The organism is Sphingomonas prati (genome assembly GCF_014643515.1).
GTDB classification, from domain to species: Bacteria; Pseudomonadota; Alphaproteobacteria; order Sphingomonadales; family Sphingomonadaceae; genus Sphingomonas_R; species Sphingomonas_R prati.
In genome coordinates this window covers 1,602,916-1,626,609 of the sequence record NZ_BMJP01000001.1, presented here as the reverse complement: position 1 = coordinate 1,626,609, position 23,694 = coordinate 1,602,916, and the positions used below count along the sequence as shown (strand labels likewise).

The 23,694-nt window shown below is 69.0% G+C and carries 21 protein-coding genes and 1 riboswitch; of the genes, 15 read left to right on the top strand and 6 right to left on the bottom strand.

Annotated features, from left to right (window positions below):
- The first annotated feature begins 318 nt into the window (after positions 1-318).
- Entirely contained in the window at positions 319-2,088 is a 1,770-nt protein-coding gene (locus tag IEX50_RS07415; protein WP_188699432.1) for a GGDEF domain-containing protein, read from the top strand.
- Between the two features lie 92 nt (positions 2,089-2,180).
- Here the strand turns inward: IEX50_RS07415 and IEX50_RS07410 are convergent, their stop codons facing one another.
- Both IEX50_RS07410 and cobU read right to left on the bottom strand, forming a co-directional pair.
- A complete protein-coding gene (locus IEX50_RS07410) occupies positions 2,181-4,250 on the bottom strand; it encodes an ATP-binding protein (protein WP_229673729.1) in 2,070 nt (689 codons plus the stop codon).
- Positions 4,251-4,333: 83 nt separating this feature from the next.
- A complete protein-coding gene (gene cobU / locus IEX50_RS07405; RefSeq protein WP_157174958.1) occupies positions 4,334-4,849 on the bottom strand; it encodes a bifunctional adenosylcobinamide kinase/adenosylcobinamide-phosphate guanylyltransferase in 516 nt (171 codons plus the stop codon).
- A 45-nt stretch (positions 4,850-4,894) separates the two neighbouring features.
- Positions 4,895-5,099, top strand: a riboswitch (cobalamin riboswitch).
- Between the two features lie 133 nt (positions 5,100-5,232).
- On the opposite strand from cobU, the gene IEX50_RS07400 reads away from it, so the two are divergent.
- From IEX50_RS07400 to IEX50_RS07350, 11 genes are read left to right on the top strand one after another with little or no spacing between them, the layout of a single operon-like run.
- A complete protein-coding gene (locus tag IEX50_RS07400; protein WP_157174959.1) occupies positions 5,233-7,173 on the top strand; it encodes a TonB-dependent receptor plug domain-containing protein in 1,941 nt (646 codons plus the stop codon).
- A gap of 2 nt (positions 7,174-7,175) precedes the next feature.
- A complete protein-coding gene (locus tag IEX50_RS07395; RefSeq protein WP_157174960.1) occupies positions 7,176-8,159 on the top strand; it encodes an aminotransferase class I/II-fold pyridoxal phosphate-dependent enzyme in 984 nt (327 codons plus the stop codon).
- Positions 8,156-8,767, top strand: coding sequence for a cob(I)yrinic acid a,c-diamide adenosyltransferase (cobO, locus tag IEX50_RS07390; RefSeq protein ID WP_157174961.1), 612 nt, complete (start codon positions 8,156-8,158; stop codon positions 8,765-8,767). The genes IEX50_RS07395 and cobO overlap by 4 nt, the downstream gene beginning before the upstream one ends.
- Positions 8,764-9,585 carry an ABC transporter substrate-binding protein gene (locus tag IEX50_RS07385; RefSeq protein ID WP_221237490.1) on the top strand — a complete coding sequence of 274 codons (822 nt, stop codon included), beginning with the start codon at positions 8,764-8,766 and terminating at the stop codon, positions 9,583-9,585. The genes cobO and IEX50_RS07385 overlap by 4 nt, the downstream gene beginning before the upstream one ends.
- Positions 9,582-10,544, top strand: coding sequence for a FecCD family ABC transporter permease (locus IEX50_RS07380; protein ID WP_157174962.1), 963 nt, complete (start codon positions 9,582-9,584; stop codon positions 10,542-10,544). Before IEX50_RS07385 ends, IEX50_RS07380 begins: the two co-directional genes overlap by 4 nt.
- Positions 10,541-11,311 carry an ABC transporter ATP-binding protein gene (locus IEX50_RS07375; RefSeq protein ID WP_157174963.1) on the top strand — a complete coding sequence of 257 codons (771 nt, stop codon included), beginning with the start codon at positions 10,541-10,543 and terminating at the stop codon, positions 11,309-11,311. Before IEX50_RS07380 ends, IEX50_RS07375 begins: the two co-directional genes overlap by 4 nt.
- Positions 11,308-12,216 carry an adenosylcobinamide-phosphate synthase CbiB gene (gene cbiB / locus IEX50_RS07370; protein ID WP_229673727.1) on the top strand — a complete coding sequence of 303 codons (909 nt, stop codon included), beginning with the start codon at positions 11,308-11,310 and terminating at the stop codon, positions 12,214-12,216. Before IEX50_RS07375 ends, cbiB begins: the two co-directional genes overlap by 4 nt.
- Complete coding sequence (locus IEX50_RS07365; RefSeq protein WP_157174964.1) at positions 12,204-13,664, top strand: cobyric acid synthase; 1,461 nt, start codon at positions 12,204-12,206, stop codon at positions 13,662-13,664. The genes cbiB and IEX50_RS07365 overlap by 13 nt, the downstream gene beginning before the upstream one ends.
- Positions 13,661-14,674 (top strand): nicotinate-nucleotide--dimethylbenzimidazole phosphoribosyltransferase, encoded by a 1,014-nt coding sequence (gene cobT / locus IEX50_RS07360; RefSeq protein WP_157174965.1) that lies wholly within the window; start codon positions 13,661-13,663, stop codon positions 14,672-14,674. The genes IEX50_RS07365 and cobT overlap by 4 nt, the downstream gene beginning before the upstream one ends.
- Complete coding sequence (locus IEX50_RS07355) at positions 14,674-15,456, top strand: adenosylcobinamide-GDP ribazoletransferase (RefSeq protein ID WP_157174966.1); 783 nt, start codon at positions 14,674-14,676, stop codon at positions 15,454-15,456. Before cobT ends, IEX50_RS07355 begins: the two co-directional genes overlap by 1 nt.
- Positions 15,453-16,001, top strand: coding sequence for a histidine phosphatase family protein (locus IEX50_RS07350; protein ID WP_157174967.1), 549 nt, complete (start codon positions 15,453-15,455; stop codon positions 15,999-16,001). The genes IEX50_RS07355 and IEX50_RS07350 overlap by 4 nt, the downstream gene beginning before the upstream one ends.
- 365 nt (positions 16,002-16,366) lie before the next feature.
- Here IEX50_RS07350 and IEX50_RS07345 read toward each other — a convergent pair whose 3' ends face one another.
- A complete protein-coding gene (locus IEX50_RS07345; RefSeq protein ID WP_229673725.1) occupies positions 16,367-18,955 on the bottom strand; it encodes a PAS domain-containing protein in 2,589 nt (862 codons plus the stop codon).
- A gap of 196 nt (positions 18,956-19,151) precedes the next feature.
- Here IEX50_RS07345 and IEX50_RS07340 point away from each other — a divergent pair, with 196 nt between their 5' ends.
- Positions 19,152-20,153 carry a sensor histidine kinase gene (locus tag IEX50_RS07340; protein ID WP_157174968.1) on the top strand — a complete coding sequence of 334 codons (1,002 nt, stop codon included), beginning with the start codon at positions 19,152-19,154 and terminating at the stop codon, positions 20,151-20,153.
- 26 nt (positions 20,154-20,179) lie between these two features.
- Here the strand turns inward: IEX50_RS07340 and IEX50_RS07335 are convergent, their stop codons facing one another.
- From IEX50_RS07335 to IEX50_RS07325, 3 genes are all read right to left on the bottom strand, one after another.
- Positions 20,180-20,617, bottom strand: coding sequence for a hypothetical protein (locus IEX50_RS07335; RefSeq protein WP_157174969.1), 438 nt, complete (start codon positions 20,615-20,617; stop codon positions 20,180-20,182).
- Between the two features lie 88 nt (positions 20,618-20,705).
- The gene (locus IEX50_RS07330; RefSeq protein WP_157174970.1) at positions 20,706-21,878 is read right to left on the bottom strand and encodes a zinc-dependent alcohol dehydrogenase; all 1,173 of its coding nucleotides are present in this window, start codon (positions 21,876-21,878) and stop codon (positions 20,706-20,708) included.
- A 215-nt stretch (positions 21,879-22,093) separates the two neighbouring features.
- Entirely contained in the window at positions 22,094-22,381 is a 288-nt protein-coding gene (locus IEX50_RS07325; protein WP_188699430.1) for a hypothetical protein, read from the bottom strand.
- On the opposite strand from IEX50_RS07325, the gene IEX50_RS07320 reads away from it, so the two are divergent.
- Together IEX50_RS07320 and IEX50_RS07315 are read left to right on the top strand one after the other, a co-directional pair.
- The gene (locus tag IEX50_RS07320) at positions 22,371-23,036 is read left to right on the top strand and encodes an HAD family hydrolase (RefSeq protein ID WP_157174971.1); all 666 of its coding nucleotides are present in this window, start codon (positions 22,371-22,373) and stop codon (positions 23,034-23,036) included. The two genes, IEX50_RS07325 and IEX50_RS07320, sit on opposite strands and share 11 nt — an antisense overlap.
- A gap of 34 nt (positions 23,037-23,070) precedes the next feature.
- Positions 23,071-23,691 (top strand): 5'-methylthioadenosine/S-adenosylhomocysteine nucleosidase, encoded by a 621-nt coding sequence (locus tag IEX50_RS07315; protein WP_157174972.1) that lies wholly within the window; start codon positions 23,071-23,073, stop codon positions 23,689-23,691.
- The last annotated feature ends 3 nt before the right edge of the window (positions 23,692-23,694 follow it).

Sequence of the window (23,694 nt, the reverse complement as noted above, 5' to 3'; positions counted from 1 at the left end):
ATCATGATGGCGCGCCGGCCGAGGACTCGGACGGCGTTTGTGGGCTGCAACGTCGTATGGTCCGCTGCGGACGGCTGGGCATCGTGGAAGAACCCGTGAAGGTCAGCGATTTTTGTAAAATTCCGCGCGATCGATCGATGTGGCGTGGCGGCAGCAAACCGCGCCTGACAGGCCGGTTTTGAGGGGGTGGAACGCGCCTAACCTGTTCTTATGTCGGGCTAATCGTGACAGTCTGGTGGCACGTGCGGTAAGATTTGGTTCAGGGGTCCTTGCTAGCCTCGTCGGGCAGGGGGTTCTTACCACATGGCCAGTATCACGATGTTGAGACCCAAAGGCGTCGCCGGTCAGGACAGCGAGCCGCTTACCAAGCTGCTCGCCCGCGCGGATTTCGCGTTCCAGCCGATCGTCACGACATCGTCGATGACGGTCCACGGGTTCGAGGCGCTGGCGCGTTTCCCCGAGGGGACGCGGCCGGTCTGCGACCTGCTCGACCAGGCGGACGCGATGGGCAACCTGCGCGCGCTGGACCTGGGGCTGGTCCGGAAAGCGATTTCGAAGTTCGCGCGGTTCGAGGGTGCGGCATCGACGCGGCTGTTCTGCAACGTCGACAACCGCACGCACGGTGGGAGCCCGGCCACCATGGGTGGCATCCGCGACCTGTTCGCCGATTGCGGGCTGGCGGCGAGCAACCTGTGCCTGGAGATTTCGGAGCGGGCGCCGGTACAGGATTCGACCAACCTGCTGCGCACGGTCGAGCTGCTGAACGGCATGGGCGTGCGGATCGCGCTCGACGATTTCGGCGTGGGAATGTCGGGGCTGCACATGCTGCTGACGATCGAACCGGATTATGTGAAGATCGACCGCGCCTTCATCGACCAGATCGACACCAGCGGGCGCAAGCAGGCGATCGTCGCCAAGCTGTGCGGGCTGGCCCACTCGCTCGGGTTCATGACGGTGGCGGAGGGCGTGGAGACCGAAGCCGAATTCCGCATGGCGCGCGATCTGGGGTGCGACCTGGCGCAGGGTTTCGGGATCGCGCGGCCGACGACGCGGATCGAGGATCTTGCCATGACCTATGGCCGCGGCCTGCTCGTGTCACACGGCGCGCGGATGCATGCCCGCGTGGAGGAACTGCTGAATCCCGTGGCGCCGATGTTGCTGGACGCGCCGCTGGTGGACGCGGCCAACCGGTTCAAGGCGGTGCCCGACCTGCGCGTGATCCCGGTGATCGACGCGAAGGGATCGGTGCTGGGTGCGCTGCTGGAAGAGGATATGCGGCGGTATTTGCTGAGCGATTACGGGCCGGCGCTGCTTGCCAACAAGGGGGCGGCGCCGCGGATGGAGAAGCTGGTCCGGCGGTTCCCGGTGGCGGATGCGAACGGGACCGTCGAGACGATCGTCAACAGCTATGTCGCGGCGGACAGCGCGTGCGGGCTGATCCTGTCGGACGAGGGGCGCTATGCCGGGTTCCTGACCAACAACGCGGTGTTGCGCCTGGCGGCGGAGGCGGCGGTGTCGGCCGCGCGGGAGCAGAATCCGCTGACCCAGCTGCCCGGCAACCGCAGCATCGCCCACCATATCGGCGAGACGCTGAAGCGCCGCGGTCCGCAGGCACTCGTCTTCTTCGACTTCGACAATTTCAAGGCGTTCAACGACCATTACGGGTTCGCGGCGGGCGACCGCGCGCTGATGATGTTCGCCGATCTGTTGCGGAAGCTGGAGACGACGGCGGCGTCGTTCGTCGGCCATATCGGCGGGGACGATTTCTTCGCGAGCATCGCCGCGGAGGAGCCCGCCAGTACCGAGATCGTACATGAACTTTGCGCGAAGTTCGCGAGCGACGCGGAGAGCCTGTATTCGGTACGGGACCGGGCGGCCGGTGGGATCCATTCGGTTGACCGGTTCGGGCAGAACCGCTTCTATCCGCTGCTCCGGACGTCGGCGAGCCTGCTGCACCTGCCGGCGGCGCGGGCGCACCTGACGGTCGAGATGGTCAACGACCAGCTCGCGACAGGCAAGCAGATGGCCAAGGCGTCGTCGTCGGGCATCGCGGCGGTCCGGCTGCCGGAAAGCGGCGTGTTGCTATGATGCCGGCCCCGGGTCAGGCTTGCGGTGGTGGGGCCCGCGGTTGAGCGTTGTCGCATCGGCGGCCTCGTCTGACCGACGCGTCCGGGCATGAATTACTGCGACACCATTTCGCGGACGCGGGTGGCGAGCAGGTCGACGGGGAAGGGCTTGGTGATGACGGCCATGCCATGGTCGAGCAGGCCGTCGCCCAGCGCCGCGTTCTCGGCATAGCCGGTGATGAACAGCACCTTCAGATCCGGGCGCGACCGGCGCGCCGCGTCGGCCATCTGACGGCCGTTCATCCCGCCGGGCAGGCCGACGTCGCTGATCAGCAGGTCGATGCGCATGTCGGAATCGAGGATGCGCAGGCCTTCCAGGCTGTCGGCCGCCTCGATCACGGTGTAGCCCAGTTCCTCCAGCACATCGGTGACGAGCAGGCGGACGGTCGGTTCGTCGTCGACGACCAGCACGATCTCGCTCTGTTCGGCGCGGGACAGGAGGCGGATCTCGCGCGGCAGATCCTCGCTGTCCTCGGCATCATGTTGCGGGAGGTGGATGCAGACGGTGGTGCCTTCGCCGACGACGGACTGGATGCGGACCTGACCGCCCGACTGTTTGGCGAAACCGTAGATCATCGACAGGCCGAGCCCGGTGCCCATGCCGATCGGCTTGGTGGTGAAGAATGGTTCGAACACCTTCTCGATGATCTCCGGCGACATGCCGGTGCCGGTGTCGGTGACGCAGAGCGAGAGGTAGCGACCCTCCGGCAGGTCGTGGGCGCGGGCGGCGTCACGGTCCATGTCGGTGTTGGTGGTCGCGATGGTGATGCGGCCGCCGTTCGGCATCGCGTCGCGCGCGTTGATGCAGAGGTTGAGCAGCGCGTTTTCGAGCTGCGACGCATCGACCAGCGCGGGCCACAGGCCGTCTTCGCTTTTCACCTCGAGTTCGACCGACGGACCGACCGTGCGGCGGATCAGTTCGGCCATGCCGGCGACCAGCCGGGTGACGTTGGTGGGTTTGGGATCGAGCGTCTGACGGCGCGAGAAGGCGAGCAGCCGGTGGGTGAGCGCCGCCGCGCGCTTCGCCGCGCCCTGGGCCGCTGCCATGTAGCGTGCGACATCCGCGGTGCGACCCTGCGCCAGCCGCATCTCCATCAGTTCCAGGCTGCCCGAGATGCCGGCGAGCAGGTTGTTGAAGTCGTGCGCGAGGCCGCCGGTCAGCTGACCGACCGCCTCCATCTTCTGCGCCTGGCGGAGCGCCTCCTCGGTCTTGAACAGTTCGGCGGTGCGGTCCGACACGCGCTGTTCCAGTTCGTCGTTGAGCGTGCGCAGCGCGATGATCGCGCGGTCGCGTTCCGCCTCCACCGCGCGGCGTTCGTCGACGTCGATCAGCACGCCGGAGAACAGCGACGCGCTGCCGTCCGGCGCGTGATCGACGCGGCCGTTCGCCTCGATCCAGTAATATTTCCCGTCGCGGCGCTGGACACGGTACTGGTGCGCGTAGGAGCCGCCGCGGGTGATGGCCTCGTCGATCGCGGCGGTCAGCCCGTCGCCGTCGTCGGGGTGGACGCTCTGGATGATCTGTTCGAGCGTCAGCCCTTCGTGGCCGAGCGCGGGGTCGACGCCGAAGCTGCGCGCGAATGGTTCGTCGATCGTGAAGCGGCCGGTGGGCAGGTCCCAGAACCAGGTGCCGATGATCGCGCCCGCGCTGAGCGCCAGCCGAACACGTTCGTCGTTGACGCGGTCGCGTTCCTGCGCGGCCAGCGATTGCGTGGTTTCATAGGCGATGTTCAGGAAGCCGACGACATCGTCGCCGTCGCGCAAGGGGCTGTACGAGCAGGTCCAGTAGGTATCCTCGACATAGCCGTTGCGCGTCATGGCGAGATGGAGGTTGTCGAGCTTCACCGCCTCGCCCGCCATGGCGCGGGTGATGAACGGTTCGATGTCGGACCAGATTTCCGGCCAGACCTGGTCCATCGGCCGGCCCAGCGCGGCCGGGTGGCGCGCGCCGAGGAAGGACGCGTATGCGGGGTTGTAAAGGAAGGTGCGGTCCGGCCCCCACGCGGCGCACATCGCGAAGCCGCTCGACATCATGATGTCGTGCGTCGTCCGGAGCGCCTGCGGCCAGGCGTGCTTCGGACCGAGCGGGGTCCGGCTCCAGTCGAAAGCCTCCAGATATTGCAACGCTGCACCCTCTGATCGAACCGGCGCGGGCCGCCGGGCCGTCCGCGTTACAATATCGCGGGTGTTGGCCGCATCCGTTTTTTTCAGGCGGGGTCGTAAGGCCGCAGCGGCAGGACGAGGCCGGCGGCGACAAAGTAGCTGGCGTCGACCGCGGCGGCGACGGTCTGGTTCAGGCGGCCGGCCTCGTCGCGGAACGCGCGGCCGAGCGGGTGATCGGGGACGAGGCCCAGGCCGACCTCGTTGGTGACGATGACCAGCGGGCGCGGGGTGGCGGCGATGGCGGCGAGCAGGTCGACCGTACGCGCGGCGACGTCGTGCCCGCCGAGCATGAGGTTGGACAGCCAGAGCGTCAGGCAGTCGACCAGGATTGCGCCGTCCGCGACGCCAGTGATCGCCTCCGGCAGGGCGAGCGGGCATTCGACCGTCCGCCAGCGGTCGCTGCGTTCGGCCTGGTGGCGGTCGATGCGGTCGACCATCTCGTCGTCATGCGCCTCCGCCGTCGCCAGGTAGGCGAGCGGGCCGGGATGGCGTTCGGCGGCGGCCAGCGCGAGCCGGCTCTTGCCCGAGCGGGCACCGCCCAGGAACAATGTGGTCGTCATCTTGGTGTTCGCCTCCGGTTCTTGTGTTCGCCTTCGGCCGGCCGTATTGGCGCATTTGCGACAGGTTTCCAGAGATGGAATGAAAAGGGAACCCGGAAGCGAGCGGCAACGCGCGTCATCCGGGGCTGTCCCCGCAACTGTGACCGGCGAGCCTTGCTCCATCTGAGTGCCACTGGATTTTCGAATCCGGGAAGGCCGGGCAAGGCGACGACCCGGGAGCCAGGAGACCTGCCTGTCGCGGTTGTCCTTCGTGCGGACGGGGTGTTCCGGGCGATCGAGGTTTCACCTCGTGTGACGACGGTGTTGGGGTCGTTCGCGACGGACCGCCGGTGATCGGCGGTGCGTGGCGCGTGGCCCCGTAAGTTGTTGCCGGGGGACCTGCCGTGAAGCCTTATTCCTATCTGATCCTGCTGCCGTGCGTTGCGGCGGCTGCACCTGCGTTCGCGTTCGACCAGAGTGCGCAATCGACCGCCGGGCTGACCCAGGCGGCGGAGGCCGGGCGCGACATCGTTGTGACCGCCAACCGCGAGGCGCGGCCGATCGCGACGGTGGGCCAGGCGGTGACGGTGCTCGACAGCGAGACCATCACGCATCGGCAGGCGTCGGTCGTGTCCGACCTGCTGCGCCAGACGCCGGGGGTGGTCGTGACGCGCAACGGCGGGCCGGGCACCACGACGTCGGTGAACATCCGCGGGGCGGACAGCGACCAGACCGTGGCGCTGATCGACGGGATCAAGCTGAACGATCCGTCGTCGCCGGGCGGGGGGTTCAATTTCGGCAACCTGCTGATCGGCAACATCACGCGGATCGAGGTTTTGCGCGGGGCGCAGTCGGTGCTGTGGGGCAGCCAGGCGATCGGCGGCGTGGTCAACCTGATCACGCGTCAGCCGACCGAGACGCTGGCGGTGAACGCGCGGGCGGAGGGCGGCTGGCACGATACGGGTCAGGTGTTCGCCAACATCTCCGGCAAGAGCGGGCCTGTGTCGGCGAGCCTGGGTGGCGGATATTACACGACGGACGGCGTCTCGACCTATGCGCCGGGCACGGAGCGCGACGGGTTCCGGAACTATGCCGCGAACGGGAGTCTCGGGATCGCGCTGGCGCCGAACGTGTCGGTCGATCTGCGCGGGTTCTACATGAACGGGCGGACCGACATCGACGGGTTTCCCGCGCCCGCGTTCAGTTTCGGCGACACGCGCGAATATGGGAAGAGCGAGCAGTGGCTGGGTTATGCCGGGCTGAACGCCGCGCTGTTCGAGGGGAAGCTGCGCAACCGGTTCGGCTATGCGCGGACCCAGACGAACCGGCGTAACTTCGACCCGGACGGGGTGCCGACCGAGACGTTCGCCGCCAAGGGGCGCAACGAGCGGCTAGAATATCAGGGGGTGGCCGACCTGACGTCCGCGGTGTTCGCGACGTTCGGGGCGGAGCGCGAGGTCTCGCGGTTTTCGACGTCGAGCTATGGCGGGCCGGTCGGGCGCGGGCGGGCGCGGATCTTCAGCGTGTACGGGCAGCTGGCGGTGACGCCGATCGCCGGGCTGACCGCAACGGGCGGCGTGCGGCACGACGATCACAACGTGTTCGGTGGGGCGACGACGTTCTCGGGGAGCGGAGTCTATTCGCCCAACGACGGGGCGACGGCGTTCCGGGCGAGCTATTCCGAAGGGTTCAAGGCGCCGACGCTGTACCAGCTGCAGAGCGAGTATGGGAACACGGCGCTGGACCCGGAGCGGTCGCGCGGCTGGGATGCGGGCGTCACGCAGCGCGCGCTAGGCGGCAAGGTGGAGGCGAGTGCCACCTATTTCCGGCGGACGTCGCGCGACCTGATCACGTTCGTTTCTTGCGATTCGCCGCTGACCGGGATTTGTACCGGCCGGGCGGACGGGACGTACGACAATATCGCCAAGACGCGCGCGCAGGGGGTCGAATTTTCGCTGCTGCTGCGGCCGGTCGAGGCGTTTACGGTGAGTGCGAGCTACACCTATCTCGATGCGGTCAACCGGTCGGAGGGGACCAGCAATTTCGGGCGCGACCTGCCGCGGCGGCCGGGCGACAGCGTGACGGTGAATGCGGATTATCGCTGGCCGTTCGGGCTGACGACCGGCGCCACGATCACCGCGATCGGCGACAGTTTCGACAATGCGTCGAACGCGCGCCGACTGGACGGTTATGTCGTGGCCGACGTGCGCGCGTCGTTCCCGGTGGGGGAGCATGTCGAGGTGTATGGTCGGATCGAGAATGCGTTCAACGCGCGGTACCAGACGATCTATCAATATGGGCAGCCGGGGCGCGGGGCGTTCGGCGGGGTCCGGCTGACCTACTGACGATGGTCGACTCTGGGATCGACGCGGGCATCCTCGACACCTTCTGCGGCCATGGCGGCCGGGTGGACGCGGCGCGTGCGGCGTTCGGGGGGGCGGACTGGATCGACCTGTCGACCGGGATCGCGCCGTGGAGCTGGCCGGTGGACGGCCTGTCGCTCGGGCTGGAGCGATTGCCGGAGCCGGGGGCGATCGCGGCGCTGGAGGCGTGTGCCGCGGCGGCGTTCGGGGCGGACCCGGCGGGTGTCGTGGCGGTGCCGGGGACCGATCTGGCGATGCGCGTTCTGGCGCCGTTGCTGGGGGCACGGCGGGCGGCGGTGCTGGCGCCGGGTTATGCCGGGCACCGGGCGGCTTGGCCGGATGCGGTGGCGGTCGCGGATGTCGGCGAGGTCGCGGATCACGACCTGTTCGTATTGGCGAGCCCGGCGAACCCGGATGGGCGGGTGGCCGATCCGGCGGTGCTGCGCGGGCTGGCGGCGCGGATGATGGTGGTGGTAGACGAGGCCTATGCCGATCCGGCGGTGGGGTTGTGCGGGGAGGCTTCGGACGGGCTGATCGTGCTGCGGTCGTTTGGGAAGTTTTACGGCTTGCCGGGGCTGCGGCTGGGGTTCGTGGTGACGGGGCCTGGGCTGGCCGGGCGGTTGCGGGCGATGCTGGGCGACTGGCCGGTGTCGTCGCCGGCGGTGGCGATCGGGACGGCGGCTTATGGGGATGGCGATTGGCGCGCGGCGCAGGCGGGGCGGATCGCTGAGGCGGGCGCGCAACTCGATGCGGTGCTCGACGGCGCGGGCTTGGCGGTCGTGGGGCGGGCGCCGCTGTTCCGGCTGGTTGGGTGCGAGCGCGCGATCGAGCTGTTCGCGGTGTTCGCGCGCCATGCCATTTTGACGCGGCCGTTCGCGGGGCGGCCGGATCGCTTGCGCATCGGCCTGCCGCGCGGCACCGTCGAACAGACCCGCCTTGCCGCCGCTCTAGCCGAGTTCAGAACATGACCGATACGACCGAAGATTTCGCCCACCACAATGCGCGGATGGTGCGGCTGTCCGAGGCACGCGCCAAGATGCAGGCGCGGCGCACGCTGGAGCGCGGGCTGCTGATCGTCCACACGGGGAACGGCAAGGGCAAGTCGTCGTCCGCGTTCGGGATGGCGATCCGCAGCATCGGCTGGGGGCTGAAGGTCGCGATCCTGCAATATGTGAAGGGCAAGTGGGAGACGGGCGAGCGCAACTTCTTCGAGGCGCATCCCGATCTGGCGACGTTCGAGGTGATGGGCGAAGGCTTCACCTGGGACACGCAGGACCGTGCGCTGGATATCGAGGCGGCGCGCGCGGCGTGGGAACGGTCGAAGGCGATGATCCTCGACCCGGAGATCGATTTCGTCATCTTGGACGAGCTGAACATCGTGCTGCGCGACGATACGTTGCCGATCGCGGAGATCGTGGCCTTCCTGCGCGATCGGCCGCTGACCAAGCATATCTGCATCACCGGGCGCGGCGCGAAGCCGGAGCTGCTGGAGATCGCCGACCTGGTGACCGATTTCACCGAGGTGAAGCATCCGTACAAGGCCGGGTTCAAGGCGCAGCGGGGGGTCGAATATTGATCGCTCGCCGGGTCTGCGGGCTTGGGCTGACGGTCGCTTCGCTGTCGCTGGTGTCGGCCGCGCCGGCGCGCGAACCCAGGATCGTGTCGATCAATCCGTGCGTCGATGCGGTGCTGATGCAGGTCGCGGATCGCGGGCAGATTGCCGGGATCAGCCATTATTCGCGGGACCCGCGCGCGACGTCGATCCCGCTGGCACAGGCGAACGCGTTCCGTGCGACGTCGGGGACGGCGGAGGAAGTGGTGGCGCTGGCGCCCGACATGGTCATCACCGGGCCGCATGTCGCGCCCGCGACGATCGCCGCGCTGAAGCGGATGCGGATCGCGCTGGTGCAGTTTCCGGTGCCGGATTCGGTGGCGGAAAGCGTGGCGCAGGTGCGCGAGATCGGGCGGATCACCGGGCATCCGGATCGCGGCGCGGTGCTGGCGGCGCGGATCGCGACGGCGGCCCGGCAGACGGGCGGCGCGCGGGTGCCGGCGCTGATCTGGCAATCGGGCGGGCTGGTGCCGGGGAGGGGGACGTTGTCGGACGAACTGCTCGGCCGCGCCGGGTTCCGCAACATGAGCGCGGTCTACGGGCTGAAGAAATGGGACGTGCTGCCGCTGGAATATCTGGTCGCCGCACCGCCGCGCGTGCTGCTGTCGGTCGGCGCGGCGGAGGTGGGTGAGGACCGGCTGGCGGGGCATCCGGCGATCAAGCGGCTGGCGCAGCGGATCCGCGTTGCGCCCTATCCGGTGCGGCTGATGAACTGCGGCGGGCCGACGATCATCGCGGCGATGGCGCGGTTGCGGCAGGTGCGGCGGGAGATGGGCGCGTGACGCGGCTGAACCTCGCGCTGCTGGTCGGGGTGCTGCTGGCCGTCTGTTTGTCGGTGGCGTCGGGGAAGGTGTGGGTGCCGCTGGACGCCTGGACCGCCGTCGATCCGCGGTCGATCATCATCGTCGAACTGCGTTTGCCGCGGACCGTGATGGCGTTGCTGGTGGGCGCGGCGCTCGGCCTGTCGGGGGCGGTGATGCAGGGGTATCTGCGCAATCCGCTGGCCGATCCGGGGCTGTTCGGCGTGTCGTCGGGCGCCGCGCTGGGCGCGGTGGTGTCGCTGTATTTCGGTTATGCGGCGCAGATCTGGTTGTTGCCGACCTTCGCACTGGTCGGGGCGGCGGGGACGATGGCGCTGCTCGCGCTGATCGCCGGGCGGTCGGGTAGCCTGATCCTGTTCACGCTGGCGGGGATGATCCTGACGAGCATCGCCGGATCGCTGACCGCGCTGGCGATCAGCCTTGCGCCGACGCCGTTCGTGTCGTCGCAGATCGTGACGTGGCTGCTCGGCGCGCTGACCGATCGCAGCTGGGACGATGTGAAAGTCGCGTTGCCGATCATCGTGATCGGGGCCGGGTTGCTGGCGACGACGGCACGGTCGCTGGACGCGCTGACGCTGGGCGAGCAGGCGGCGCGGTCGATGGGGGTCGATCCGGGGCGGCTGCAATGGGTGGTGATCGCGGGGATCGCGCTGACCGTCGGGGCGGCGGTGGCGTCGGCGGGCGTGATCGGGTTCGTCGGGCTGATCGTGCCGCATATGGTGCGGCCGTTCGCGGGCAACCGGCCGTCGGCGGTGCTGCTGCCGTCGGCGCTGGGGGGCGCGCTGCTGCTGACGCTGGCGGACAGCCTGGTGCGGCTGGCGCCGACGGTCAGCGAGCTGCGGCTGGGGATCGCGATGTCGATGCTGGGCGGGCCGTTCTTCCTGTATCTGCTGATCCGCATGCGGCGGCGGCTGGCATGAGCGTGCTGGCGGCCGACCGGATCGGACTGACGCTGGGCGGCAATCGCGTGCTGGACGATGTCAGTTACGCGTTCCGGCGCGGGCGGGTGACGGCGTTGCTCGGGCCGAACGGGGCGGGGAAGAGCACGCTGCTGAGCTGTCTGGCCGCGCTGCGCGTGCCGGACCAGGGCGCGGCGTCGCTCGACGGGGTCGATGTGCAGGCGATCGAGCGGCGTGCGCGGGCGCGGGCGATCGGCTTGTTGCCGCAGGCGGCGGACGTGCATTGGGATATCGACGTGGCGACGTTGGTGGCGCTCGGCCGGTTGCCGCATCGCGGGCGGTGGGGGGCGACCGCGGCGGACGACGCGGCGGTGGCGCGTGCGCTGGCGGCGACCGACATGACCGCGCTTGCGGGCCGGGGTGTCGAGCGGCTGTCGGGCGGCGAGCGCGGGCGGGCGTTGCTGGCGCGCGTGCTGGCGGGTGAGCCGGACTGGCTGCTGGCGGACGAGCCGTTGGCGAGCCTGGACCCCGCGCACCAGATCGACGTGCTCGACCGGTTGCGGAGCGTGGCGGCCGCTGGTGGCGGCGTGGTGCTGGTGCTGCATGACCTGCACCTGGCGGCGCGGATCGCGGACGATGCGGTGCTGATGCGCGGCGGGCGGGTGGTGGCGGCGGGGCCGGCGGACGACGTGCTGACCGCGCCTCTGATCGCCGAGACCTACGGTGTCGCGGTGGAGATCGGCGTCACGCCGGCGGGGCAGCGGTTCATCCTGCCGATCGGGCGGTGAACCATGCGGCACTGCTGCTGGCCGTGCTGATCGTCGAGGCGGCGGTGGGCTATCCGCGGCGCTGGCCGCATCCGGTGATGGCGGTCGGCGCACTGATCGCGGCGGTGGAGCGGCGCTGGAACCGTGGCGGTGCCGTGCGGCAGCGGGTTGGTGGCGTGGCGCTGCTGCTGCTGCTGATCGGGGTGGCGGTGGCGATCGGGGTGGCGATCGAGCGGCTGGGGTATGGCTGGGGCTGGGTGCTGGTGGTGGCCGCCGGGACGACCGGGCTGGCGCAGCGGAGCCTGCACGATCATGTCCGTGCGGTGCTGGTACCGCTGGCGGCGGGCGATCTGCCGGCGGCGCGCGGGGCGGTGGCGATGATCGTCGGGCGCGATACCGATGCACTGGACGAGCACGGTGTTGCGACGGCGGCGATCGAGAGCCTGGCGGAGAGTTTCTGCGACGGGGTGGTGGCGCCGGCCTTCTGGTTGCTGGTCGGCGGATTGCCCGGGCTGTTTGCGGCGAAGGCGATCAATACCGCGGACTCGGTGGTGGGGCACCGGACGCCGCAGTTCGTCTGGTTCGGCTGGGCATCGGCGCGGGCGGACGATGGGGTGAACTGGGTGCCGGCGCGGATTGCGGGGGCGCTGATCTGCCTCGCCGGGCGGGGCGGATGGCGGACGATGCTGCGCGATGCTGCGCAGCATGCGTCGCCCAACGGGGGGTGGCCGGAGGCGGCGATGGCGGGGGCGATCAGGCGCCGGCTAGGCGGGGCGGTGCGCTATGACGGGGTGCCGGCGGCGCGGGCGGTGCTGGGCGACGGGGCTTTGCCGGGGGCGGCGGATCTGGCGCGGGCCTTGAGTGTGTATCGGGTCGCGTGCCTGTTGTTGTGGATCGTGGTGGGAGCCTGTGCATGGGCGCTGTGATGTTGCAGGGGACGGGGTCGGACGTCGGCAAGTCGGTGCTGGTCGCCGGGCTGTGCCGCGCGCTGTCCAATCGCGGGCTGAGTGTGCGGCCGTTCAAGCCGCAGAACATGTCGAACAATGCCGCGGTGACCGCGGACGGCGGCGAGATCGGCCGGGCGCAGGCGTTGCAGGCGATCGCCGCGCGGGTGGCCCCGAGCGTCGACATGAACCCGGTGCTGCTGAAGCCGCAGAGCGACCGGACGTCGCAGCTGGTGGTGGCGGGCAAACCGCGCGGCACGATCGCGGCGGGGGAATTCTGGCGGCGGAAACCGGACCTGCTGGGCGAGGTGCTGGGCGCGTATCACCGGTTGGCGGCGGAGGCCGATATCGTCGTGGTCGAAGGGGCGGGATCGCCGGCGGAGATCAATTTGCGGGCAAGCGACATCGCCAATATGGGCTTTGCGCGTGCGGCGGGCGTGCCGGTGGTGCTGGTCGGCGATATCGATCGCGGCGGGGTGATCGCGGCGCTGGTCGGCACGCAGGCGGTGATCGACCCGGCCGATGCGGCGATGATCCGCGGGTTCATCGTGAACAAGTTTCGCGGCGACCCCACGCTGTTCGACGACGGGGTGCGCGCGATCGTGGAGCGGACCGGCTGGGCGAGTATCGGGGTGGTGCCGTGGCTGGCGGACGCGTCGCGGTTGCCGGCGGAGGATGCGGTGGCATTGGGAAGGGGCGACGGGGTGGGCGACGGGCCGCTGATCGCGGTGCCGATGCTGTCGCGGATCGCGAACTTCGACGATTTCGATGCGCTGGCGCACGAGCCGGGCGTTCGGCTCGCGATGATCCCGCCGGGGCGGCCGATCCCGGGCGATGCCGCGCTGGTGGTGTTGCCGGGGACGAAGGCGACGGTCGCCGATCTGGGGTTCCTGCGCGCGCAGGGCTGGGATGTGGACATCGCGGCGCATGTCCGGCGCGGCGGGCGGGTGCTGGGAATTTGCGGCGGGTATCAGATGCTGGGGCGGACGGTGGCCGATCCGGACGGGATCGAGGGGGTTGCCGCGACGGTGCCGGGGCTGGGGCTGTTGCCGATCGAGACGGTGATCGGCGCGGACAAGCTGGTGCGGCCGGTGACGGGGAGTCTCGTCGGGTCCGGCGCGGGGTTTGCGGGGTATGAGATCCATGCCGGGGTTACAGCCGTCGATGCGGGGGCGCCGGCGCTGTTGCGGTTCGCGGACGGCCGGGCGGACGGGACGAGCGCGCGGGACGGGCAGGTCGCGGGCTGTTATGTCCATGGGCTGTTCGACCGGGCCGAGGCCCGCGCGGCGTTGCTGGCGGAGCTGGGTGCTGCCTCGGACGGGCTGGAGCGGCGCGAGGCGATCGATGCGGCGCTCGACGGGATCGCGGTCGAGCTGGAACGGGTGCTCGACGTGGATGCGATCGTGAGAATAGCGAAGGACGCGCGATGATCGACGATGCGGATGTGTGGGCGCATATCGATGCGCTGGCCAAGCCGAAGCGCAGCCTGGGGCGGCTGGAAGAGATCGCGGTGCGGCTGGCGCGGACGCAGGGGCGGATCGATCCGCGGACGCGGCCGCGGCGGATCGTGCTGTTCGCCGGCGACCATGGCTGCGTCGCGGCGGGGGTTTCGGCCTGGCCGTCGGCGGTGACGGGGATGATGGTCGGCACGATCCTGGCCGGGCGGGCGACGAGCAATGCGCTGGCGGCGGCGCATGGGTGCGATCTTCGGCTGGTCGATGTCGGGGTGATGGGGGCGCGGCCGGAGGATCCGCCGGCGTTCTACCGCGACGCGCGGATCGCGGAGGGGACGGCGAACCTGGCGGACGGCCCGGCGATGGATGCGGCGCAGTTCGCGGCGGCGTGGGAGGTCGGGGCTGACGAGGCGGATCGTGCGGTGGACGACGGGGCCGCGCTGCTGATCGCGGGGGAGATGGGGATCGGCAACACGACGCCGGCCGCGGCGATCACGATGCTGCTGGCCGGGGCGAGCGTGGCGGACGCGGTGGGGCGCGGGGCGGGGGCCGATGATGCGGTGCTGGCGGTGAAGACGCGGGTGGTCGAGGCGGCGGTGGCGCGGGCTTTGCGCGAGGCCGATCCGGTGGCGGCGATCGCGTCGGTGGCGGGGTATGAGATCGTGGCGATGGCGGGGTTCTTCGCGCGCGGGGCGGAGCGGGGGGCGACGCTGTTGCTCGATGGGTATGTCGCGACGGCGGGGGCGCTGATCGCCGAGCGGCTGGCGCCGGGGACGGTGGACGCGATGATCGCGGGGCACCGATCGGCCGAGCCGGGGCATGGGGCGGCGCTGGCGCAGCTGGGGCTCGAACCTCTGCTCGATTGGGGGATGCGGTTGGGCGAGGGAAGCGGGGCGCTGGTGGCGTTGCCGTTGCTCGATGCGGCCGCGGCGATGCTGGGCGATGTCGCGCGGCTGGACGCGATCGGTGCGGAGCGGGCGGATTGATGGACGCGTCCGATCGCGCGCCGGGATGGGCACCGCCGCTGATGGCGGTGCAGTTCCTGACGCGGCTGCCTGTGCCGGTGCTGGCGCGGCTGACGGGCGCGCAGGCGGGTGACGGGCTGACCCGCGCAATGGCGTGGCTGCCGCTGGTCGGGACGTTGATCGGCGGGGTGACGGCGGGGGTGTTTGTGGTGGCGGGACTGGTGTGGCCGCCGGTGGTCGCGGCGGTGCTGGCGTTGATGGTCGAGGCGTTGCTGACCGGCGCGTTCCACGAGGATGCGGTGGCCGATTTCTGCGACGCGTTCGGCGGGATCGCGCGCGGCGACGATGCGCTGCGGATCATGCGCGACAGCCGGATCGGGAGTTATGGCGCGCTGGGGCTGGGGTTGTCGCTGACTCTAAGGGTCGCGGCGATCGTGGCGTTGCCGGCGGGCGTCGCTGTGGCGGCGATCGTGGCGGCGGCGACGGTCGGGCGGTTGTGGGCGGTGTTGCTGGCGTACATCCTGCCGCCGGTTGCGACGGGGACGGGACTTGCGGCGCGGATCGGGCGGGGGATGCCTTTGCGCCGCTTGGCCGGCGCGGTGTTGCTGGCTGTGCCGGGGGTGATGTTGCTGGTTGTGCGCGATCCGGCGGCGCTGGTGTTCGTCGTGGGCGCGGGGGTGGTGTTCCTGTGGTGGATCGCGCGGTTTCTGCGGGGGCGGATCGGCGGGTCGACGGGGGATTGTCTCGGGTTCGCGGCGTATATGGGGCAGCTGGCGGTGTTGCTGGCGGCAGCGATGGCGTGAGCGGGACCGTGCTGCTGGTGCGGCATCCGCCGGTGGCGCGGGCCTGGGTCGGGCGGTGTTACGGGCGGTCCGACATGGGGTGGAGCCGGGCGGGGGCTTTGCTGGCGCGCGGGCTGGTGGAGGATTTGAGTGCTCGGCGGCCGGATGTGGTGGTGCATTCCGGGGCGGTGCGGACGCGGCGGTTGGCGGAGCGGGCTGCTGGTCGGGTGGGGTGTTCGGTGCTGGGCGATGCGCGGTGGCTGGAGCGCGATTTCGGGTCCTGGGAGGGGCGGCGGTGGGATGCGATCTGGCGTGAGACCGGCGATCTGATGGACCGGATCATGACCGATCCGACCGGGTTTCGGCCTGGGGGTGGGGAGACGGGCTTGGATCTGTCTTTGCGTGCGCTGGCGGCTTGGGAGGCTTTGCCGCGGGCTGGGGTGGTGTTGGTGGTGGCGCATGGGGGGCCGATTGCGGCGTTGCGGGCGGCCTGGGCTGGGGCGCCGTTGGAGCGAATGATCGAGTTCGTGCCGGGGCTGGGCGAGGTTTTGGAGGTAGCTCGGTAGCTGCCTGCTGGCGTTGGTTCCGGGGTGCTGCTGGCTTCTCGGCTTCGCTCGAAGGGTCACTCGACTTCGTTCGGGATGGGCGGGTTTTAAGTTTGAGGCTTACCCATGATCCGTTCGGTTCGAGCCTGTCGAGAACGTTACGCAGGGTTATCGACAGGCTCGAACCGAACGGAACACGGGTTGGGTAACCTCCGACCACCGCGCTCGTAGGGTGCTGTTGGCTTCTCGGCTTCGCTCGAAGGGGCCCTCGACTTCGCTCGGGATGGGCGGTCGGGTGTGGGTTTGTGGCGAGCGTTGCGTGGCGTTCTCGACAGGCTCGAACCGAACGGGTTTCGGGGGTGGGTAAATCCGAAGTCGGTTGCGCTTTACCCCGCCGCGTTGCGGAGGACGCGGGAGACCTGTTCGACGCTGTAGGGTTTGTGGAGGAGTTCGAAGCCGTGGGTGCCGTCCTGGACGAGGACGTTGCTGTAGCCCGAGGTCAGCACGACGGGGAGGTGGGGGTAGGTTTCGCGGATCGTGCTGGCCAGGGCGATGCCGTTCATGCCGGGCATGACGACGTCGGAGAACACGATGTCGAAGCGGCCGGCGTCGCTGGCGAGTTCGGCGAGCGCCTCCTGTGCGTCGGACGCCAGGATGGTGACGTAGCCGAGTTCGGCGAGCGACTGGGTCGTGAACTGGCCGACCTCGTGATTGTCCTCGACCACCAGCACGCGCAGGCCCTGGCCGTCGGCGGGGCCTTCCGCGATGTCGGCGGCGGCGGCGGGCTCTTCCTCGTCGACCTCGGGCAGATAGAGCGTGAAGGTGGTGCCGTGGCCGAGCCGGCTTTCGACGCGGATGTCGCCGCCCGACTGCTTCGCGAAGCCGAACACCTGGCTGAGGCCGAGGCCGGTACCCTGACCGACCGCCTTGGTCGTGAAGAACGGTTCGAAGATGCGGTCGAGCTTGTCGGGATCGATGCCCGAACCGGTGTCGCTGATCGCGATCGCGACGAAGCGGCCGGTGATGGCGGGTTCGGCGAGGATCGCCGGGATCTGCGTTGCGGGGCGCACGGTGATCGCCAGCCGGCCGGCGCCGCCCATCGCGTCGCGCGCGTTGACCGACATGTTGACGAGCGCGGTGTCGAGCTGGCTGGGATCGACGTTGGTGAAGCAGGGCATCTCCGGCTGATCGATGTCGATCACGATCCGCGATCCGGTGAGCGTGCCGAGCATGTCGGAGATGATGCGCAGGCTCTGCCCGACGTCGATGACCTCGGGCTTCAGCGCCTGGCGGCGGGCGAAGGCGAGCAGCTGGCCGGTCAGCTTGGCCGCGCGGTCCGCCGTGTCGGAGATCGCGTCGATATAGCGTTCGCGCCGTTCTGCGCTGAGCCCCGGTCGCTTGAGCAGATCGGTGGCGGAGCGGATGACGGTGAGCAGGTTGTTGAAATCATGCGCGACGCCGCCGGTCAGCTGGCCGACCGCCTCCATCTTCTGTGACTGGCGGAGCGCGTCTTCGGCGTTCTGCAGCTCGCTGGTCCGCGCCACGACCTGCTGTTCGAGCGAGGCGGCGAGCGCGGACAGTTCATGTTCGGCGCGGCGGCGTTCGGCCGCGATGCGGGTGCGTTCGGCGACTTCGCGGATGAAGGAGATCTCGTCGTCGCGCCAGCGGCGGTGGCCGCCGTCGTGGAGGAACAGCATCGCGACGAATTCGCCATGTTCGATCAGCGGCATGTTCATCATGGCGCGCGCGCTGATCGCCTCCAGCGCAGGAGCGTGGGCGGCGGTGCGCGGATCGGTGCGTGCGTCGGCGAAGCACACTTCCTCGCCGCATTTCAGGTCGTCGATATAGCTGCCGTAATCGCGGAAGCGCAGCGTGCCGGCGAGCGAGGCGATGCCGGGCGCGGTCCAGTCGCGCGCGACGGCCATGGTTTCGGCGATGGTGTCGACCTCGCCGTAGCCCACGCGGCAGACGCCGAGCGTGCGCCCGATGATGCGTGCGGCGGAGAACAGGATGTCGTCGGGTTCGACGGTGTCGCGGAACACGTCGCCCAATTCGACCAGCGCCGCGCGCATCGCGTCGCTGCGCGTCTTGTCGGTGATGTCGGTCGACACGCCGGCGATGCGGATCGCCTGGCCCGCTGCGTTGTAGAAGGGTTGGCCGCGCGACCCGATCCAGCGCATTTCGCCGTCGGGGCGGACGATGCGGTAGGTGACGTCGTAATCGGTCCCGTTTTCGACGCAGCGCCGCACTTCGTCGATGCTCTTGGCGCGATCGTCCGGATGGATCGCGGCGAGCCGATCTTCGTAGGTGAACGGCTGCTCCACCGGGCGACCGAAGATTTCCTTGCAGGTGGCCGACGCGGTCAGCCGGTTGGTGGCGATCTCCAGGCTCCAGGTGCCGAACCGCGCGGCCTTCAGGGTGAAGGCGAGTTCGCGTTCATGCTGGTCCTGCGCGGTCAGCCGGTCGGTCAGTTCGGCCATCAGCGAGGCGTTGCTCGACTCCAGCCCCTGCAACCGTTCGCGTTCGACCGTGACGTTCAGCTGGCTGGCGAAGAAATAGGCGAGCACGCCTTCGGTGTCGTAGACCGGCGCCAGCAGCAGGCGGTTCCAGAACGGTTCGCCGTCCTTGCGGTGGTTGCGAATGTCGATTTCGATCGGTTCGACGCGCGACACCGCGTCGCGGATCCGCCGGACCGTCGCCGGATCGGTTTCGGGACCCTGGAGGAAGCGGCAGTTGCGGCCGAGGATCTCGTCCCGCTCATAACCGGAGAGTCGGCAGAAGGCGTTGTTGACGAACACCACCGGATTGTCGGGCAACCGCGGGTTGGTGACGATCATCGGCATGCGCGTGGCGCGCACGGCGGCGACGAACGGATCGGTGCCGACGTCCTCCCCCACCAGTTCGGCCGCGATGCGCGCGGCATCGGCCGTCATTTTCGGCACGCCAGTGGCGGCGTGATCGTTCGTGTCGGTCAAGGCCGCCTGCTCGCGAAGAAATAGAGAAAGTTTACCTAGGTTATGATCGCGGCGACCGCAATGGAGCCGAGGTTCGTGGCGGCGAAGCAGAAATAGTCCGGCTGCATGGAAACGCCGGGTTGCGGGCCGCGCGAGGCTTTGCCAAGCCGTTTGCCGGGTCTATGCAAGCATCGTGCGGTGCGTTCTGGGGAGTCCAATGATCAAGGAAATACCCAAGGCGCATGTCTGGTCGCCCGAGCATCTGCGCCTGGCGGTCAACGCGGCCGGTGTCGCGTTATGGGCGTGGAACGTCGACAGCGACGCGTTCACCATGGATAAGCAGGGCTTCGCGCTGTGGGGCATGGAGTGGCGGGCCGACGTCGGGTTCGAGGAACTGTCCGCCAACATCCACCCCGCCGACCGCGACCGGGTGCGCGCCGCGTTCAACGCGACGCGCGCGACGCTGGGCCGGTACGAGACCGATTTCCGGATCATGGTGGGCCAGGAGGTGCGCTGGATCGCGGCGCGCGGCGAGGGTGACGATGTCGGCATCGTCGGGCGGACGATGTTCGGCATCTTCCTGGACGTGACGGGCCGCAAGCAGGCCGAGGAAGGTCATGAACTGCTGGCCGGCGAGATGAGCCACCGGGTCAAGAACCTGCTGACGATCGCCACGGGCCTGACCGCGATCACGTCACGGTCGGCGAGCAACATGGAGGACATGGCGAGCCAGCTGACCGAGCGGCTGTCCGCACTGGGCCGTGCGCACGACCTGGTCCGGCCATTGCCGGAGGGGCAGGGCGATGCCGCGCTGCTGGGCGACCTGCTGTCGGTCGTCCTGAAGCCCTATGACGACATGGGCGCGTTTTCGGGGCGGATCCGCGTGTCGGTGGAGCGGATGGGCGTGGGGCAGGCGGCGGCGATGGGGCTGGCGCTGGTGATCCACGAACTGGCGACCAATTCGATCAAATATGGCGCTCTGTCGGCCCCCGAAGGCACGCTGGACGTGACGAGCGCGTCGGACGGCAACGACGTAGTGGTGACCTGGGTCGAGCGCGGCGGGCCGCCGGTGAAGGCGCCGCCGGCCAAGAGCGGGTTCGGCACCCGGCTGGTCGATCGCAGCGTCGCGGGGCAGCTGGGCGGCAAGATCGACTATGAGTGGGAGGAGGACGGCCTGATCGTCACGTTGCGGATGAGCCGGTCGCATCTAGCAGTGTAGGTGCGACCGGCCCTGGCGCGGCGGGATCAGCCGGAACCGGGCTGTTCCTGCTCGCGCTCGTACGGTGCATCGGTGCCGATCTTGCCGGTGGTCGCGGCCTGCGCCACGCCGTCGGTTTCGAGGACGGTGAAGGATCCGGTCTCGGTCTTCACTTCGCGTGTCTGGCGGTCGGGGGCCGGCACGGGGAGCGGCCGATCACGGTCCGCGACTTCGCTCCCGATCGTGCCGATGACGGTGCCGGGTTCGCTGATGTCCTCGGTCGGTTCGCCGGACTGATCGGTCGACGGGCTGTCGTCGTTGACGTCGGCGGTCTTGGAATGCGGATTGGGATAGGCGGCACCGCCGCTTTCACCCATGACCGAGCGGCCGTGCGGCTCGCCATTGCCGGGGGAGCCGGAGACGCCGTCGGGCTGGCCCTTGGTTTCGGGATTGCCGGGGACGGGGGTGGGGACCGTGTCGCTCATCGTCGTTCCTTCGAATGTGGCAGCAGCCAGAACGGACGATACCGCCCCGCGTCTGGCGCGGAGCGGTATCGTTCGGGTCGGGTCGGGATCAGGGGCGCAGCACGACCTTGATCACGCCGTCCTGCTTGTCGCGGAACTTCTGGTACATTTCCGGCGCATCCTCAAGGCTGGCCGGGTGGGTCACGACGAAGCTCGGGTCGATGTCGCCCGCCTCGATCCGGGCGAGCAGCGGCCGGGTATAGGCCTGGACGTGGGTCTGGCCGGTCTTGATGGTCAGGCCCTTGTTCATCATCGCGCCGATCGGAATCTTGTCGCCCATGCCGACATAGACGCCGGGGATCGAGACGGTGCCGCCCATCCGGCAGCTCATGATCGCTTCGCGCAGCACATGGACACGGTCGGTGGCGAGGAAGGCCGCGGCCTTCACCTTGTCGATCACCGCATCCACCGAGCCATGGCCCGATGCTTCGGCACCGACCGAGTCGATGCAGCTGTCCGGCCCGCGACCCTTGGTTCGGAACTGCAGTTCGTCATAGACGCTCTCGACCTCGGCGAAGTTGATCGTCTCGGCACCGCCGGCCTCGGCCATGGCGAGCCGTTCCGGTACTTCGTCGATCGCGATCACGCGGCCGGCACCGAGCATCAGCGCGGAGCGGATCGCGAACTGGCCAACCGGACCGCAGCCCCAGATCGCGACGGTGTCGCCCTCTTCGATATTCGCATTCTCGGCGGCCATGTAGCCGGTCGGGAAGATGTCCGACAGGAACAGCGCCTGTTCGTCGGTGACGTTGTCCGGCACCTTGATCGGACCGAAATCGGCCATCGGCACGCGGAGATATTCGGCCTGGCCGCCGCAATAGCCGCCGAGCATGTGGCTGAACCCGAACAGGCCGGCGGGCGAATGGCCCATCGCCGCGATCGCGAGGTCCGAATTCGGATTGGTCCGTTCGCACGCGGAAAACAGCCCCTTCTTGCAGAAGAAGCATTCGCCGCAGCTGATCGTGAACGGGACGACGACGCGGTCGCCGATCTTCAGGTTGGTGACTTCAGACCCGAGGGCGACGACTTCGCCCATATTTTCGTGACCGAGGATGTCGCCGGCCTCCATCGTGGGCTGGTAGCCGTCGAGGAGGTGGAGATCGGAGCCGCAGATCGCGCAGGCCGTCACCTTGATGATCGCATCGCGCGGATGCTTGATCTCGGGATCCTTGACAGTATCGACGCGAACGTCGCCTTTTCCGTGCCAGACCAGTGCGCGCATCGAAAATCTCCGTCTGTTTGGTGTCGAACCAGCTCCGCGGCGTCAGTCGCGCGGGGAGCAGGCGTGTCGCTGGACGGTCGGCGACGGGGTGATCCGTGAAGGACAACCTCGGTGGCACCGAACCGATGCGACGATGCCAGGACAACCGCCTGCGTCCGCGGATCGTTCCCGGGCATGATGAAAATGCTGGTAGGTTTCTACTATGTTGATTTGCATCAAGTTGCCTGTGGCGAATATTTCGCGGGCGTTCGATCGATGCCGACAGGATTGTCTGCCGTGCGGCGCATTTCAGCCATTACGACGGACGAATTAACATAGGTTTGAGAGATAGAATATTGTTGGGTTGCTTGATGCAACTCATCGATCCGGCCGCGCATTGTGGCTGGATTGTCATCGCCATACGTCGAATATGTGACAGTCCCCGGGGATATCGGTGGGCGGTCATCCCGTCGCATGCGCGGATCAGCCTTCCGTGAATCCAGGAACCCATCCATGAAGATCAAGGCCATCCTCTTCGACATCGACGGCACGCTGGTCGATACCAACGACATGCATGTGTTGGCGTGGGAGGAGGCGTTCGCCGGGATCGGCAAGTCGTTCGATCGGCAGGTCGTTCACGACCAGATCGGCAAGGGCACCGACATGCTGGTCCCGACGCTGCTGCCCGAACTGGACGAGGCAGGTCAGGAGGCGCTGGGCGAGGCGCACGGCAAGGTGTTCAAGGCGAAGTATCTCGATAGCGCAAAGCCGTTCGCGAAGGCGCACGAGCTGCTGCGTCATGCCGCCGGCCTGGGGCAGAAGGTCGTGCTGGCGTCTTCGGCGTCGGAGGACGAGCTCGACCATTATCTCGACCTGCTGGGCGCGCGCGATCTGGTGAGCGCGACGACGAGCAGCGACGATGTGGAGAACACCAAGCCGGCGCCTGACATCTTTTCGACCGCGCTGGGCAAGCTGGACGGGATCGATGCCGACGCGGTGATCGTGGTGGGCGATACGCCCTACGACGTCGAGGCGGCGGGCAAGTGCGGGATCGTGGCGGTGGCGGTGCGGTCGGGCGGGTTTCCGGACGACGTGCTGGCCAAGGCTGGGGCGATCGCGATCTACGACGATGTCGCTGCATTGCTGGCGGACTATGCCGGGTCGCCGCTCGGGCGCTAAGGGGTCGCGCGACCCCCTTGGTGGAGCGCGGGCGATGATGGTGGACGAGATTGCGGGACGGCGCGTGCTGTTCGCGATGGCGGTTGGACAGGAATATGGGCCAGAACTGCGCCGGCGGATCGCGCCACTGCTGACCGGCGTGGGGCCGGTGGAGGCGGCGCTGTCGACCGCGGCGGCGTTGCAGCGGCTGGAGAGCGAAGGGCGGCGGCCGGACCTGGTGGTGTCGCTGGGGTCGGCGGGATCGCGGCGCTGTCCGCTCGGTACGGTGTGGCAGGTGTCGGGCGTGTCGTGGCGCGACATGGATGCGACCCGGCTGGGCTTTGCGCGTGGGGTGACGCCGTTTGCGGATCATCCTGCGGTCGTGCCGCTACCGACGCCGTTGCCGGGCGTGCCGACCGCGACGCTGTCGACCGGGGCGGACATCGTGTGGGGCGACGGGTTCGACGCGGTGGACGCGGACATGGTGGATATGGAGACGTTCGCGGTGGTGCGGGCCTGTGCGCGGTTCGGTGTGCCGGTGGTCGGGTTGCGCGGGGTTTCGGACGGGCCGGGGGAGCTGGATGGGTTGTCGGGCTGGACGGCGTTGCTGGGGCATCTGGACCGCGAGCTGGCTGTCGCGGTGGATGGGTTGGCTGGGGTCGTGGATCTGGTGTGATCG